Consider the following 14,427-nt stretch of genomic DNA (forward strand, 5'->3'; position numbering starts at 1 on the left):
GGCCCGCATCCGGCGGCGGATGATCCACTTCGGTGAGGCGGCCGACAACGACGATCGCGACGACTACGTGATGCACCGGCATCTGCTGGAAGCCAGGAGGTGACCACTGATCTCGTAAGTATCCGGGTAACTCACCGGGTACCCCCGAAATCGGTTCGCTTCTCAACCGCCGGCACGCGTGCACGAGAGTTAGCGGCTCTCTGCTGTGCGCCGAAGGCTCGGAGAGGCGGGGGAGGCGTCAGTTCCAGTCGCCCCAGCCGTCGGAGGTGCTGAAGGTGCCGCCGTTGGTGTTCTTGACGATCACCGGGTCACCCTTCTTCACGTTTTCCTGGAACCACTTGGCGTCCTCGGTGGAGACGTTCAGGCAGCCGTGCGAGGTGTCCGAAACGCCCTGCTGCGCAACGCTCCACGGGGCGGCGTGCACGAAGATGCCGCTGTTGGACATGCGGGTGGCGTACTCGACCTCGAGCTTGTAGCCCTGCGGATCGGTCACCGGCACACCGTAGGTGGAGGAATCCATGATCATCTTGCGGTTCTTCTCGCTGATGATGTAGGTGCCGTTCGGGGTCTCGTGATCCTTCTTGCCCATGGAGGTCGGCATGGTCTTCACGACCTCGCCGTTGTGGGTCACGGTGATCTCGTGGGTGGTGTCGTCGGCGGTGGTGATGAACTCGTCGCCGATCTGGTAGCCGACGTCGGTGCCGCCCGCCTGGACGGTCACCTTGGAGCCGGCCGGCCAGAAGTCCTCGGGCCGCCAGCGCACCTGCTTGTCGCCCATCCAGTAGAAGTGGCCGCTCACCTTGTTGGTGGAGGTGATGCGAATCGACTTCTCGGCGGCCGCGTGATCGCCGACCGGGTCCTTGAAGTTGATGATGATCGGCATGGCCACGCCGACCACATCCCCGTCACCGGGGCTGATGTTCGGGGCCGCGAAGTTGGCGGGCGGAATCGGCGCCTTGGCGTTCGGGTCGGTGGGCAGCGAGCCCGGCTCGGGCTGCGGCATGACCGCGGAGGGCACGCCCGGTACATCCGGTCCGCCCGGCCATAGCGGAGTCGCTGAGGCGGGTGCTGCCACCACTGCTCCGGTCGCCGCGACGGCGGCGAGGGCGATCAGTCCCGTTTTCCGATACCGGGTATGGCGCACAGCTCGGTCCTCTCAGATCCTCGTTCACACGCAGATTGCGGGCACACGTCACCCGCGCAGGTCCCAACCCGCGTCCATTACTACAGCGATCCGTCCGGCAAGCCAATTGGCTTCTGCCAGTTATGCATACCGACTAAGCGGTGTGCATTGCGTCACGGGTCTGCGGGTTGGTTACTCGACTGGCGCGAATGCGCCGATGACATCGGCGATTCCCCGAAAGTGACACCGGCGCGGCTGCTTTCGGAGCGCTCACTTCCCGAAACCTGCTTGTGATCGAAATCACTGAGGTCCCTTCAGGACCCGGCGACATCGAACGTGATGGCGCTGCGCGGCCCGACCGTGATGGTGTGCGGCACCGACATCGGCGCGGGCCCGCGCGCGAACCGCGGCGACAACCGTAGCCGGACATCGGTCAATACAGTAGCCAGCACAATGCGAAGTTCGTAATCGGCCAGCGCCGCACCGACGCAACGCCGGTGCCCGCCGCCGAACGGGGCGAACTCGAACGGGCTGTAGTGGCGCTCCAGAAACCGCTCGGGCCGGAACCGCCGCGGTTGCGGCCACACCGCGGGATCGGTGTGCAGCAGGTGCACCGAGATCCCCATGGTGTCCCCCGCCGACAGCGGCACCCCCCGCAGCGTGAAATCGCCGGTGAGCCTGCGCAATACGATCGGGACCGGCGGATGCAGCCGCAGGGTCTCCTGGCATACCGCGTCCAGGTAGGGCAGCGCCATCAGTTCGGCCGGGCCGGGATCGCTTCCGGCGGCGGCCACTTCGGCGCGCAGCCGGGCCAGCGCCTCCGGTTCCCGGTGCAGCCGGTACAGCGCCCACACCAGCGCGGTCGCCGTGGTCTCGTGCCCGGCCACCAGCAGGGTGCGCAATTGCTCGCGCAGGTCGGTGTCGGTGATGGCGCTGCCGTCCTCGTAGCGGGTGTCCAGCATGAGCGCCAGCAGATCCGCCCCGCCGCCCCCGTCCGCGCGCCGCCGCGCCACCTCGGCGTCGATGAGTTCGTCGAGCCGATCCCGCGCCGTGCTGAACCGCTCCCAGCCGGACAGCCCGAACAGCTTGCGCCGCAATGCCGGAACCATGAACAGCGTGCTGCCGAAGGACTCCAGGAATTCCTGTGTGACGGTAGTGTATTCGGCTCGGCGCGCCGCATCGTCGATGCCGAACACCGCCGCCAGGATGACCCGCAGCGTCAGTGCCCGCGCCGCCGCCCGGGCATCGATGCGGGTGCCGGGCCGCCACGGGTCCCCGGTTCGCTCTCCGCTCAGCTCGGCCCGGGCCGCCTCGCGAATGGTGTTGCCGTAGGCGCTGATTCGATTGCGGTGCAATGCCGGGGCGAGCAGCGCCCGCTCGCGCCGGTGCCGGCCGTCGCGGGCCAGGATGAGCGAGGCCGCCCCCACCATGGGCTCGATGGGATTGGGCAGCGGCGGTTCCAGCAGGTCCACCGGGGCCCGGAAGAACTCGCGCGCGCCCTCGGGAGTGCCGGTGAAGAGCACCGGTCCCAGAGCCGGCATCCGCACCCGGAAGGGGTCACCGTCGCGTCCGCGCCGCCAGGAGAGATAGCGCTCCAGGATGTCGGTGCTCATGGCTTCCTATACGAAATGCCGGACCGCCTCGGTTCGATCTTCCCGGTGCCCGTGGTGTATGCATGGGCACAGAAGTCAAATCTGTTTGTTTCGAAATATAGGACTCGCCCGTGTTGCGTCAGCAGCTTTCCGCCCGGATCGCCCTGCCCGCGATCTCCGCCGCCGCCCTGCTGCTCGCCGGCTGCGGGACCACCGTTTCCGGCCATCCCCAGGCCGCCCCCGGCGACATCGTGCTCCCCACCAAGACCCCCGGCGCCACCCCCGGCAAACCCTCCGGCAAGCCCGGTTCGGGTGCGCCCACCACCACCCCGCGCGCCGACCGCGGCGGCAACACCGACTTCCAGGCCGCGATCGGCGACTGCGTGAAGCTCGGTGGCACCACCGACAACGCCAGCATCCAGAAGGCGAGCTGCGGCAGCCAGGACTCCAACTACAAGGTGACCGGCAAGGCCCCGCGCAATGCCCAGTGCGGCAAGGATTCCGACCAGGTCTACTACGAAACCCTCAATGGTGTGGAGACCGGCGCCCTCTGCCTGACCATCGACTGGGTGGTCGGCGACTGCATGGACGTCGGCAACGACGCGGCCCACCGCATTCCCTGCACCGCCACCACGGCCACCGAGGGTGTGAAGGTGGTGTCGATCGTGCAGAACAGCAGCAGCGTCGACGACTGTCCCGACGGCGACCAGGGTTACGTCTACGACGAACGCAATTTCGTGGTCTGCGTCAACACCCTCAAATAGCAACCGGGGCGGTGATTCTCGAATCACCGCCCCGGTCAGCATTGTTCGGAGATCAGATCACCGCGTAGCCGGAGCCGATGCCGCCCCGGCCGTTGAGGTCGGCCATGATCGAGCTCATGTTGGTGCCGACCTCGGGGCCGAAGCAGGCCACCGCCAGGTAGGCGTTGACCATGCCGACGAGGGTGGTGCCGACGACGACCGGCGCGCCGGAATCGCCCTCCACCACACACATCTGACTCCAGGTCTCGACGTTGGTGTCGAAGACGTCGCCCCATGAGATGCCGCAGGTATTGCCGGTGGTGCGGCCCTCCTTGCAGACGATCATGGGGAATCCGGGCGGGCCGCCGATCCCGGTGATGGTGACATTGCCGATGTGGTTGACCGGGACGACGCGGTCCGGATCGAACTGGATGACGGCGTAGTCGAGATCGTGGTTGGAGTAGACGAACTGACCGATCTGTCCTGCGGCGCGATCCTTTTCGGCCCAGACCCGGGACCCGGCGTCGCCGCAGTGCCCGGCGGTCAGGCCGACCAGCCGTCCGGCGCCGTCGTGGCCGATCGTGGTCACGGTGCACTCGTACTGATCATCGATGATGATCCCGGAGCCGCCACCGATGACGGCGGGCGCTGCATCGGCGTGAGCGGCTCCGATTCCGAAGAGCGCGGTACTCAGGGCGATGGCGAATGCGCCGGTAGCCCCGGCGAGTTTCTTGATCATGTCCCTCCAGACGTCGGAAGCCGCACGAATCTCAACCTGCGGTTACTCATCCTGTCAGTATTCGAGCCCGGTTGCCTGTTGTACTGCCACATGTTGCGTAGCCGTGTCCTGCCGGGGTTCGCGGCCGATACCTAGTTGGATGTGGATTACGGGACAATACGCAAAAGCTATCGAATTCCGATAAATTTGTTCCTACAAATTGTTACCCGGTCGATGTCCACATACATCGGTGGATAGTTCAAAACTAGAACAAGTTCTAGATCTCTGCCAGGTTTTTTGCCCCGTAAACCGACCCTGATGTGGCTGTTCACAGCAATACATCGAAAGTGATCCGTCTCTATGACCGGAACCACAATCGGTGGTGTGTTTTTCCTAACTCCGTAGTAGGGTGCGTCCAGCAACAGTCGCCGGAGACGGGTAACTCCGGCGTCGAGAGGGGTAGTCAGTGCAGTTGACCAAGAGCCCGGGGGACGAGGGAAGCCCACCGTCACCATCACGGATGAATGTGGCCGTGGATTGGGCCAAGGCGTACTGGCAGGATCATCCGAAACGGTCGCTGGAAACCGGTGGCCGGATGATGTCGATGGGTGTAGCCGCGGTCGCCGAGCTTTTCATCGCGATCTTCCGTCGCCGCTTCCCCTACCGTGAGTTCATCCGGCAGTGCGCGTTCATGGCGAATGTCGCCGCGGCGCCCACCCTGCTGGTCGCCATTCCGATCGCCGTCATCGTCTCGATTCAGGTCGGATCGGTGGCCGGGCAGGTCGGGGCGACGTCCTTCATCGGCGCGGCCAACGGCCTGGGCATCATTCAGCAGGGCGCGCCGCTGGTCACCGCGCTCATGATCTCCGGCGCCGTCGGTTCCGCCATCTGTGCCGACCTCGGCTCCCGCACCATCCGCGAGGAGATCGACGCCATGAAGGTCATGGGCGTCGATCCCATGCGGCGGCTGGTCGCTCCGCGTCTCGGCGCGGCCATGCTGGTTTCGGTATTGCTGTGTGGTTTCGTGGTTTTCGTCGGCTTCCTGACCGGCTACATGTTCAACATCTTCGTTCAGAACGGCACCCCGGGCTCCTATATCAGTACGTTCTCGTCGTTCGCGATCACGGCGGATCTGGCTGTGGCCCTGCTGAAGTCGCTCATCTACGGCCTGCTCGCGGCCGTCATCGCCTGTGACTCGGGGCTCAACGCCAAGGGCGGTCCCGGCGGCGTGGCCAACGCGGTGAACACCGCCGTGGTCATGTCCGCGGTCATGCTCTTCGGCGTCAACCTGATGATGACGCAGCTGTACAACACCCTTTTCCCCCCGCAGGTGGTCTGAGTCGTGTCAGCTACGTACGTACCGCCGCTGCTGCGGCCGTTCCAACGGATCAAAGGCGCGGCCAACTCGCCGCGTGACTGGCTGGCGCGCATCGGCCACCAGGTGTTCTTCTTTCTGCGCTCGGTCGGCTCCATGCCGCTCGCGTTCAAGCACTACCCCAAAGAGGTGTGGCGGCTGCTGTCCGACGTCACCTGGGGCAACGGCAATCTCATCGTCGGTGGCGGCACCATCGGCGTGGTGCTGATCCTGTCGGCGTTCGGCGGCATGACCGTCGCCATCCAGGGCTACACCTCGCTGAACCTGCTCGGCCTGAGCCCGCTCACCGGCGCCATCTCGGCCTTCGCCACCACGCGTGAGCTCGGGCCCATGCTGGCCACCGTCGCCTTCGCGGCGCAGGCGGGCTGCCGGTTCACCGCGCAGCTGGGCGCCATGCGCATCTCCGAGGAGATCGACGCGCTGGAATCGGTTGCCATCCGGCCGCTTCCGTATCTGGTCAGCACCCGCATGATCGCGGCCATGATCGCCATCGTGCCGCTGTACTGCGTGGCGCTGCCGCTGGCCTACATCTCCTGCTCGCTGACCGTGTCCCTGGTGGGCGGCACCGCGACAGGCACCTTCCAGCACTACTTCTATCAATTCCTGGTGCCGCACGATGTGCTGTACTCACTGCTGAAGGCGATCCTCTTCGTCGCGATCACCACGTTCATCCAGTGCTACTACGGGTTTTTCGCCTCCGGCGGCCCGGAGGGCGTGGGTGTGGCGGCCGGTCGAGCGATCAAGCTGTGCATCATCGCGGTCGTCTTCGCCGACCTGTTCATGACATTGGCGATCTGGGGCGTGAACCCTGGCATCCGGATCTCGGGATAGGGGGCGCACACGATGATCATCGATCCGAGCGGGCGCGGACCGACGATGCGGCAGTTGCTCATCGCCGGTGCCTGCGGCCTCACCGTCATCGCGGTCGTGCTGGGCTTCCTGTTCGCCCGGTACCGCGGCTATTTCGTCGAAAAGGTCAATGTCACAGCGAATCTGACCACCACCGGTGACGGCCTGCCGGCCAATGCCGACGTGAAGTTCCGCGGCGTGCTGGTCGGCGCCGTCAAGGACGTGTCGGTCGCGGCCAAGGGGACCAAGCAGGAGGTGCACATCGAGATGAAGCCGGAGTACGCCGGCGGCGTCCCGGCCAATGTCACCGCGCGCGTGGTGCCCTCCAACCTGTTCGCCGTCACCTCGGTCGAACTCGTCTACAACGGACCGGATTCCACGCATCTGAAGGAGGGTTCGCAGATCGCGGAGGACACCTCCAAGGGCACCATCGCCCTGCAGGACACCCTCACCACGGTCCGCAATATCCTGAGCAAGATCGATCCGGTACAGCTGGGCCGCGTGCTGGGCACGCTGTCCTACGCGCTGGACGGCAGCAGCCGCATGCCCGGCTCCACCATCGAGCGCGTCGACCGCTGGCTCGAGGGCGTGCGCGGGGCGGTGCCGAACGTCGGCGGTTTCCTCGACGACTTCTCCTCCTCCTTCCACGCGCTCAACCAGTCCGCGCCGGAACTGATGGGCGTGCTGTCGGATTCGGTGAAGACCGCGCAGACCATCTCCGACCGCCGGGCCGAGCTCACCGCGCTCATCTCCGGCAGCGAGAACACCATCGACAAGGTGAACGGGCTCTTCGCCCGCAACCCCAATGTCGGCAAGGATCTGACCACGGGGACCAGCGCCATGTTCGGCGCGCTGTCGGACAACCCGGACGCCATTCCGCAGGCCATCGCGAACCTGAACGATTCGGTGCGCAAGCTGGGTTCGACGTTCCACTGGGGTCCGCAGAACCAGATGATCTGGAACATGGGCATCACCTTCACGCCCTACAAGCCCTACACCCGCGACGACTGCCCGCGCTACGGCGACCTGGCCGCTCCGAGCTGTGGCACCGCGCCGCTCACCTCGGATCCGGGCACGCTGCCGGAAGCCATGCGGCCCAGGGCCATCGACGCCGCCAAGGACCTGCCGGTCACCGCGCCGCCGCCCGGCTTCCCGCTGATCCCGGGTCTCACCACCACCGGCACACCCACCGACGCGCCGAGCGACGGTGCTGCGAAGCCGGGTAACGACCCGCTCGCGGGCACGCCGCTGCAGGGGCTGTTCCCGAACCTGGCTCCGGCCGCTCCGGCTCCGGCCGCGCCGGCGAGCCAGCCGGGTTCGGTGCCCACCGGTGGGAACATCGCCCTGGCCGGTGACGACGCCATCACCGCCCTGCTGGGCCGGCGTCCGACCGCGGCCGACTACCTGCTGTTGAGCCCGATCCTGAAGGGTGCGACCTTGCAACTGAGCCAGAGCGAGGCCGGCCGATGAGCGTTCGTAAGCCGCTGATCGGTTTCGGCATCTTCGCGATCGTGTCCATCCTGGTGACCGCGGTCATCTGGAATACGCTCGCGCGCACCGTGAAAGGCGATACCGATACCTACACCGCGACCTTCAGCGATGTCCTGGGCCTGCGTGCGGGCGATGACGTCCGGATGGCCGGTGTGCGGGTCGGCAAGGTCGAGAAGATCGAGCTGGACAAGAAGAACCAGGCCGTGGTGACCTTCATCGTGCAGCGCGATCAGACGCTGTACGGGGACACCAAGGCACTGGTCCGGTACCAGAACCTGATCGGACAGCGGTATGTCGCGCTGAACCCGCCCGCCGCGGGCAAGCCGCACACCGGTGACCATGTGGTGCTGAAGAACAACGGCGCCATCCCGCTGGAGCGGACCGAGCCGTCGTTCGATATCTCGGCGCTGCTCAACGGTTTCCAGCCGCTGTTCCAGGTGCTGCAGCCAGAGCAGGTGAACAACCTGTCCAACACCTTCATCCAGGCGCTGCAGGGTGACAATGTATCGCTGAGCGCGTTCATCACCCAGGCCGCGTCGGTGGCCTCGGACTTCGAACGCCGCGACGGCATCCTCTCCGACGTGATCACCAACCTGTCCGGCGTGATGTCGGGGCTGGCCAAGCGGGGCGACGAGCTGGAGACGCTGGTCACCCAGACCCGCGCCCTGATCGGCGGCCTCTACGCGCAGGGCCAGTCGCTGCAGGCGTCGACGGTCCAGATCGCCGATGCCACAACGGCTCTGGTGGGCATGTTCGGTTCCATCCAGCCCAAGCTGGTGCTGGCGCAGAACGCCACCCACGACGCGCTGGCGATGCTGCTGTCCAATGGCGCCAAGCTCGACCAGGCGGCGGTGGACCTGCCCGGCATCCTCTCCGACGTCGGCAAGTTCACCCAGAACGGCGCCTACGCCAATGCCTACTTGTGCAGCTTGGACGTCTCGCTGTACGGCATCCTCTTCCCGCGCGGTCTGTTCTCGCAGGTCGGCGGCAACTCCCACTCGGCGGTGTGCCGGCCATGATCTCGAAACTCGAGAACCGCTTCAGTACCAATCGCAATTTCTGGCTCGGCGTGCTCGGCGTGGCGGTCATCGTCGCGCTGCTGCTGGGCTCCAGCCTCTACAAGACGGTGGGTGTCGGCACACAGAGCATCAAGGCCGAGTTCGTGCAGACCGCCGGCGTCAAAGTCGGTGACAAGGTGGACGTCTCGGGCGTTCCCGTCGGCACCATCTTGGGCGCCGAGCTCGAGGGTGACCACGTGCTGCTGACCCTGAACGTCGACAAGGACGTGAAGCTCGGCCCCGATGCCAAGGCGTCGATCAAGATGGCGACCCTGCTGGGCGCGCGCTACGTCGACCTGATGCCCGGCGACGGTTCCGGGTTGAAGGACAACCGGATTCCCAAGTCCAACACCGTGGTTCCCTACAACCTGGCCGACGTGGTGCAGGAGGGCACGCCCAAGTTCGAGGAGCTCGACACCAAGAAGCTGGCGGATTCGCTGAATCTGATCAACCAGCAGATGGGCGACACCCCGCAGATGACGGTGCAGGCGCTCGACGCCATCGGCGCGCTGGCCAAGACCATGAACAACCGCAAGGATCAGGTCGACCAGCTGCTCAAGGATCTGGACAAGGTCACCAGGATCCTCGGCGACAACCGCAACAGCGTGCTGCTGGTCATCACCCAGGGCCAGGCCATCGCCGACCGGGTGATGCAGCGTCAGAACCTGCTGAAGACGTTGCTGGACAACATCGCAACGCTCACCGGGCAGCTACAGCAGATCGGCGCGGACAACGACAACAAGTTCGGTCCGACCCTGCAGCAGCTCAACACCATGGCCGACGGTCTGCAGAAGAACAAGGACAACCTGGATCGGCTGCTGTCGATCATGCCGCCGGCCATCCGGCAGTTCAACAACGCCTTCGGTAACGGCAACTACGGTGAGGTCGCGCTGCCGTGGCTGTTCCCGGACAACTGGTTGTGCTTCGCGCAGGTGAACGAGGGGTGCCACCAATGACATCGACTGTTGCAGAACAAAAGAAGCGCCTGCTCGGCCGAATCGCCAAGGCGGCCATGATCGGCGCAGCGGCGTGGGCCGTGGGCTCCTGCTCCATCGTGCCGCTCGGGGTGAAGGACGCCGCGGGGCAGACCCAGCACTTCACCGCGGACTTCCTCAATATCGCGGGCATGTTCGAGGGCAACCCGATCACCGTGCTCGGGCTGGAGGTGGGCCGGGTCGACAAGATCATTCCGAAGGGTCAGTACGTCGAGGTCCACATGACCGTGGACAAGGGCGTCAAGATCCCGAAGAACGTTCAGGCCGCGCTGGTTTCGCCGTCCATCGTGACCGACCGGCACATCGAACTCACCCCGCGCTACACCGGCGGTGACACCCTGGCAGACGGCTCGCACCTGACCACTCAGCAGACCAAGACCCCGGTCGAGCTGGACACCATGATCAAGACCATCGACAGCTTCGCGGCCGCGCTCAAGCCCGAGCCGGGACAGGAAGGCATCGGCCCGCTCTCGGGTCGCGTGCTGTACCCGATGATGAACGGCAACGGCGAGAAGATGCGCGATGTGCTCAATGCGCTCTCCGGCGCCCTGAAGACCGGCGTCGACAACAAGGACGCCATCTCCACCATCATCATCAAGCTCAACGAGCTGACCACCATGCTGGCCGAGAACGACGACTCGGTGCGCGGATTCAGCAACAAGATCACCCAGATGACCGGTCTGCTGGCCGATCAGGCGCCCGGTCTGCAGGGCACCCTGGATCAGCTGAATGCGTTTCTGGCCAACACCAGTGGCGCGTTCTCGCAGTACTCCGATCAGCTCAACGGCACCCTCACCGGGCTCACCAATGTCACCAACCAGCTGCGCGCCAACGCGGCCGGCCTGACCGAGGTGGTCGATGTGGCACCGCTGCTCATGCAGAACCTGGACCGCTCGGTCAACCGGCAGGGCAATTTCATTCGCCTGCACGGCCTGATCGGTACCGCGCTCTCCGGTGAGATCGTGAGCCTGTTCTGCGAACGCATCCAGATGAAATCGGATGGCTGCCGCACCGGGAAAATGGAGGACTTCGGACCCGACTTCGGTCTGATGGCGGCGATGCTGGGGATGACCAAATGAGTAATCGCTTCTGGAAGGATCTGCGCGCGGGCCGCTCTGCCCGGCGGGCGGTCGTCGCCATCGCGGTCTCCGCGACCGCCGTCGTCGCCTCCGGCTGCGGCATCACGGTGGAGAGCCTGCCGCTGCCCAAACCCGGTCCGGGCGCCAACACCTACACCATTCACGCGACCTTCGACAATGCGCTGAACCTGCCCGACCAGGCCAAGGTCAAGGTCGGTGGCTCCGACGTCGGCGTGGTCACCAAGATCACGACCAAGGACTTCAAGGCCAATGTGGACCTGGCCATCCGCCAGGACATCGAGCTGCCGGCCGGCAGCACCGCGGAACTGCGCCAGGCCACCCCGCTCGGCGACGTCTTCGTGGCGGTGTCCATCCCCAAGGCCGAGCCCGGCACGCAGCTGCTGAAGAACGGTGACCGGCTCACCAACACCTCGGCCGGCGCGACCGTCGAAGAACTGCTGATGTCGGTTTCGTTGCTGTTCAACGGCGGTGGCATCGCCAGCCTGTCCAAGCTGACCTCGGAGCTGGACTCCATCGTCGGCGGACGCGGCGACCAGGTGGGTCACGTCATCACTCAGCTGACCAGCGTGATGACCAGCCTCAACACCAACAGCTCGCGCATCGACAATGTGCTGGCCGGATTCAGCGCGCTGGCCAACACCATCGAGGCCAACCACCAGCAGCTGGGTCAGGTGGCCGACAGCCTGCCGAGCATGATCGGCGCCATCGCCGAGAACAACCAGGCCCTAGGCGATCTGCTCACCAAGATCTCGACAACCAGTGCGGCACTGGGCGATTACGCCAACACCACCTCGGACTCGCTCAGCAGCCTGCTCGACAATGTGAACCAGCTGATGAGCGCGCTGTCCCGGACCGATCAGACCCTCGGTCCCGCCCTGGACGCCCTGCACGACATCCGGCCCAAGGCCGACGCCTCGTTCAAGGGCGACACCCTGGCCGTGGCCGCGACCCTTTCCATGCTCGACATCGGCCTGCTCACCGATCCGGCCAACAGCAAGTTCCCGGACCTCAAGGACCTCAACGACTTCGGGGGCAGCCTGATCCAGGTGCTGCAGATCATCTACGGCCGGATCAACGGGGGACACCGATGAACTGGGTATCGCGACACAAGAACCTGGTGTCCAATTCCGCGCTGGTGCTGATCCTGCTGGTGGGCGCGTCCTACCTGCTGATCAGCGTGATGCGGGTGAATCCGCTGCGCGAAACCTACACGGTGACGGTCAATCTGGACCGATCCGGCGGGCTGCAGAGCGGCAATGACGTGACCCTGCGCGGCTACCGCGTCGGCAAGGTCCTCGACATCAAGCTCATCGACAACGGCGCGGCCATCGCGGCCACCGCCGAGATCGACAAGAAGTACTCGATCCCGGCCGACACCCAGGTGTCGGTGGGCGCGCTGTCGGGCGCGGGCGAGCAGTACATCGACTTCCGCCCGAACACCGACCAGGGCCCGTTCCTGCGCAGCGGTTCGGTGATCCAGTTCGACGCCGGCAAGGTCAAGACCCCCACCCCCGTGTGGTCGGTGCTCGACAATGCCAGCGCGCTCATCGCCCAGGTGGATCCGGACAAGTTCAGCGTCATCCTGACCGAGCTGGACACCGCCCTCTCCGGCGGACCGGACCAGCTGCGCTCGCTCGTCGACGGCCTCAGCCTGGCCACCAACGGCCTGGACAACCTGCTCCCCCAGACCACCAACCTGATCAAGAACCTCCAGGTCATTTCCGGCACCACATCGCTGGCGCAGCCGGATCTGGGTACGCTGACCCGTAATTCGAGTGTGTTGTTCAATCAGTTCAACGACGCGAATGCCGAACTCCAGAAGATCCTGGAGCAGGCGCCCGGTCAGATGCAGGCCCTCGGCGCGGTGCTGGACAAGACCGCCGACCCGATGACCAGCCTGGCCACCAACTTCGCGGCCATCACCAAGGCCGCGCAGCTGCGCACCCCGGCGCTGCGGGCACTGTTCCCGTCGCTGGTGGTCGGCACCTCCGCCATGGGCGTGCCGGCGCACGACGGTGAGTTCTACACCATCGTGGACATCTGGCCGCGGTCCTTCTGCGACTACGTCACCAAGAAGGTGAACCCCGCCGTAGCGACCGAGAACACCTTCCCGAAATGGGCGAGCTACTGCCAGAACCCACCCCAGGACCAGCAGATCCGCGGCTCGGGCAACGCACCGCGACCGGACGTGCCCAACAATGGCGCGCTCCCGCCCGCGGGTTCGGATCCGAACGAGCGGACTCTGCCGCCGGTCAAGTGAGTGCCGCCCGCGGCTCTCAGGAGCAGCGGGCATACTCGCTGACGAAACCTAGACGGTGCGTCCGCAGCGCACCGGGAAAGTGATCGAATAGATGTCGGACGACGCTGCCCAGGACAAGAAAACCGAAGACGATTCCATCGCCGAGGCCGATGCCCAGAGCAGCGCCGAACAGGCCGCCGAGAAGCCGGAGTTGACGAAGGACGCCGAGGCGGCCCAGCCCGAGCCGCAAGCGAAGGCGGAGCCGGAAGCGAAGGCCGCCGAGCCGGAAGCGGATTCGGCCGCACCGGCCGCGAAGCCGGAACCGGCGGCCGCCGCGCCGCCGGCGAAGTCCGAGTCCGCGCTGGTCTCCAAGGTCGCGGTGCCGATGGTCGCGCTCATCGCGCTCGGCGTGCTGCTGGTCGCCTCGCTGGCGGGTCTGGGCGCGTTCTGGTGGCAATCGCACACCAAGAGCAACGAACTCGCCGACCGCGACTCCGCCGCCAAGACCGCCTGCGATTTCGCGCGCGCGGTCTCGGTCTACGACCAGTCCTCGTGGAACGATTTCGCCCCGCGCGTGCAGGCGCTCATCACCGGTGAGTTCAAGCAGATGTTCGACCCGATGGCCGGCGACGTGAAGGACATCCTGTCCAGCGCGCACGCCAAGTCCTCGCTGAACGTGCTGCGCTGCGGCTGGGAGTCCGGCGATGCCAACAAGGCCTCGGTCCTGGTGAGCCTGACCCAGACCTCCACCAACGACTTCCACGCCAAGCCGATCGTGCTCACCATCCCGACCTATGTCGAGCTGGAGAAGCACGACGGCAAGTGGCTGGTCTCCAAGTTCCAGCCGGTCTACGCCGGTGACGAGAACCCGCTGTTCCCGGGCGGAACCGGCGGCGGCGACCAGCAGGGCGCCCAGCCCTCCGGTCAGCCGGCTCCCTCGGGTCAGCCCGCACCCGCCACCACCGCGGCGCCCAAGCCGGGCAACTGATCGGGATATCCCGAGCACGAGAAAGGGCCCGCCTCCGGAAGTACCGGAGGCGGGCCCTTTTTCATGTCGTCGCAGGTGAACGGGTCTGTGGGGGCGCTCAGAACAACGTGAGTGCCTCGGCGGCAGCCGCTTTGGCGGCCGTCGCCCGGCGGCGCG

At 65.9% G+C, this 14,427-nt stretch carries 13 protein-coding genes; 10 read left to right on the forward strand and 3 right to left on the reverse strand.

Annotated elements, in window-relative coordinates:
- Nucleotides 1-238: 238 nt before the first annotated feature.
- Both ACWEQQ_RS36305 and ACWEQQ_RS36310 read right to left on the reverse strand, forming a co-directional pair.
- Nucleotides 239-1,144, reverse strand: a complete 906-nt coding sequence (locus ACWEQQ_RS36305) for a L,D-transpeptidase (RefSeq protein WP_452339384.1) — start codon at nucleotides 1,142-1,144, stop codon at nucleotides 239-241.
- A gap of 293 nt (nucleotides 1,145-1,437) precedes the next feature.
- The gene (locus ACWEQQ_RS36310) at nucleotides 1,438-2,736 is read right to left on the reverse strand and encodes a cytochrome P450 (protein WP_452351416.1); all 1,299 of its coding nucleotides are present in this window, start codon (nucleotides 2,734-2,736) and stop codon (nucleotides 1,438-1,440) included.
- A 110-nt stretch (nucleotides 2,737-2,846) separates the two neighbouring features.
- On the opposite strand from ACWEQQ_RS36310, the gene lppU reads away from it, so the two are divergent.
- On the forward strand, nucleotides 2,847-3,479 hold the full coding sequence (gene lppU, locus ACWEQQ_RS36315) for an LppU family putative lipoprotein (RefSeq protein WP_452339386.1): 633 nt from the start codon (nucleotides 2,847-2,849) through the stop codon (nucleotides 3,477-3,479).
- A gap of 52 nt (nucleotides 3,480-3,531) precedes the next feature.
- Here lppU and ACWEQQ_RS36320 read toward each other — a convergent pair whose 3' ends face one another.
- The gene (locus ACWEQQ_RS36320; RefSeq protein ID WP_364609110.1) at nucleotides 3,532-4,197 is read right to left on the reverse strand and encodes a chymotrypsin family serine protease; all 666 of its coding nucleotides are present in this window, start codon (nucleotides 4,195-4,197) and stop codon (nucleotides 3,532-3,534) included.
- 499 nt (nucleotides 4,198-4,696) lie between these two features.
- Here ACWEQQ_RS36320 and ACWEQQ_RS36325 point away from each other — a divergent pair, with 499 nt between their 5' ends.
- From ACWEQQ_RS36325 to ACWEQQ_RS36365, 9 genes are all read left to right on the forward strand, one after another.
- Nucleotides 4,697-5,515, forward strand: coding sequence for an MlaE family ABC transporter permease (locus tag ACWEQQ_RS36325; protein ID WP_452339387.1), 819 nt, complete (start codon nucleotides 4,697-4,699; stop codon nucleotides 5,513-5,515).
- A 3-nt stretch (nucleotides 5,516-5,518) separates the two neighbouring features.
- The gene (locus tag ACWEQQ_RS36330; RefSeq protein ID WP_452339388.1) at nucleotides 5,519-6,382 is read left to right on the forward strand and encodes an ABC transporter permease; all 864 of its coding nucleotides are present in this window, start codon (nucleotides 5,519-5,521) and stop codon (nucleotides 6,380-6,382) included.
- Between the two features lie 12 nt (nucleotides 6,383-6,394).
- Nucleotides 6,395-7,870, forward strand: a complete 1,476-nt coding sequence (locus ACWEQQ_RS36335; RefSeq protein ID WP_452339389.1) for an MlaD family protein — start codon at nucleotides 6,395-6,397, stop codon at nucleotides 7,868-7,870.
- Nucleotides 7,867-8,910 carry an MCE family protein gene (locus tag ACWEQQ_RS36340; protein WP_452339390.1) on the forward strand — a complete coding sequence of 348 codons (1,044 nt, stop codon included), beginning with the start codon at nucleotides 7,867-7,869 and terminating at the stop codon, nucleotides 8,908-8,910. The genes ACWEQQ_RS36335 and ACWEQQ_RS36340 overlap by 4 nt, the downstream gene beginning before the upstream one ends.
- Nucleotides 8,907-9,905 carry an MCE family protein gene (locus ACWEQQ_RS36345; RefSeq protein WP_452351417.1) on the forward strand — a complete coding sequence of 333 codons (999 nt, stop codon included), beginning with the start codon at nucleotides 8,907-8,909 and terminating at the stop codon, nucleotides 9,903-9,905. Before ACWEQQ_RS36340 ends, ACWEQQ_RS36345 begins: the two co-directional genes overlap by 4 nt.
- Nucleotides 9,902-11,023, forward strand: coding sequence for an MCE family protein (locus tag ACWEQQ_RS36350; RefSeq protein ID WP_452339392.1), 1,122 nt, complete (start codon nucleotides 9,902-9,904; stop codon nucleotides 11,021-11,023). The genes ACWEQQ_RS36345 and ACWEQQ_RS36350 overlap by 4 nt, the downstream gene beginning before the upstream one ends.
- The gene (locus tag ACWEQQ_RS36355) at nucleotides 11,020-12,135 is read left to right on the forward strand and encodes an MCE family protein (protein ID WP_452339393.1); all 1,116 of its coding nucleotides are present in this window, start codon (nucleotides 11,020-11,022) and stop codon (nucleotides 12,133-12,135) included. Before ACWEQQ_RS36350 ends, ACWEQQ_RS36355 begins: the two co-directional genes overlap by 4 nt.
- Nucleotides 12,132-13,304 (forward strand): MlaD family protein, encoded by a 1,173-nt coding sequence (locus tag ACWEQQ_RS36360; RefSeq protein ID WP_452351418.1) that lies wholly within the window; start codon nucleotides 12,132-12,134, stop codon nucleotides 13,302-13,304. Before ACWEQQ_RS36355 ends, ACWEQQ_RS36360 begins: the two co-directional genes overlap by 4 nt.
- A 91-nt stretch (nucleotides 13,305-13,395) precedes the next feature.
- Nucleotides 13,396-14,271, forward strand: coding sequence for a hypothetical protein (locus ACWEQQ_RS36365; protein ID WP_452351419.1), 876 nt, complete (start codon nucleotides 13,396-13,398; stop codon nucleotides 14,269-14,271).
- The last annotated feature ends 156 nt before the right edge of the window (nucleotides 14,272-14,427 follow it).

Source organism: Nocardia sp. NPDC004123, assembly GCF_053603795.1.

Coding starts and splice junctions, on each gene's coding strand:
- ACWEQQ_RS36310 (WP_452351416.1), bottom strand. CDS start 2,736: ATGAGCACCGACATCCTGGAGCGCTATCTCTCCTGGCGGCGCGGACGC.
- ACWEQQ_RS36320 (WP_364609110.1), bottom strand. CDS start 4,197: ATGATCAAGAAACTCGCCGGGGCTACCGGCGCATTCGCCATCGCCCTG.
- ACWEQQ_RS36325 (WP_452339387.1), top strand. CDS start 4,697: ATGAATGTGGCCGTGGATTGGGCCAAGGCGTACTGGCAGGATCATCCG.
- ACWEQQ_RS36335 (WP_452339389.1), top strand. CDS start 6,395: ATGATCATCGATCCGAGCGGGCGCGGACCGACGATGCGGCAGTTGCTC.
- ACWEQQ_RS36340 (WP_452339390.1), top strand. CDS start 7,867: ATGAGCGTTCGTAAGCCGCTGATCGGTTTCGGCATCTTCGCGATCGTG.
- ACWEQQ_RS36345 (WP_452351417.1), top strand. CDS start 8,907: ATGATCTCGAAACTCGAGAACCGCTTCAGTACCAATCGCAATTTCTGG.
- ACWEQQ_RS36350 (WP_452339392.1), top strand. CDS start 9,902: ATGACATCGACTGTTGCAGAACAAAAGAAGCGCCTGCTCGGCCGAATC.
- ACWEQQ_RS36355 (WP_452339393.1), top strand. CDS start 11,020: ATGAGTAATCGCTTCTGGAAGGATCTGCGCGCGGGCCGCTCTGCCCGG.
- ACWEQQ_RS36360 (WP_452351418.1), top strand. CDS start 12,132: ATGAACTGGGTATCGCGACACAAGAACCTGGTGTCCAATTCCGCGCTG.
- ACWEQQ_RS36365 (WP_452351419.1), top strand. CDS start 13,396: ATGTCGGACGACGCTGCCCAGGACAAGAAAACCGAAGACGATTCCATC.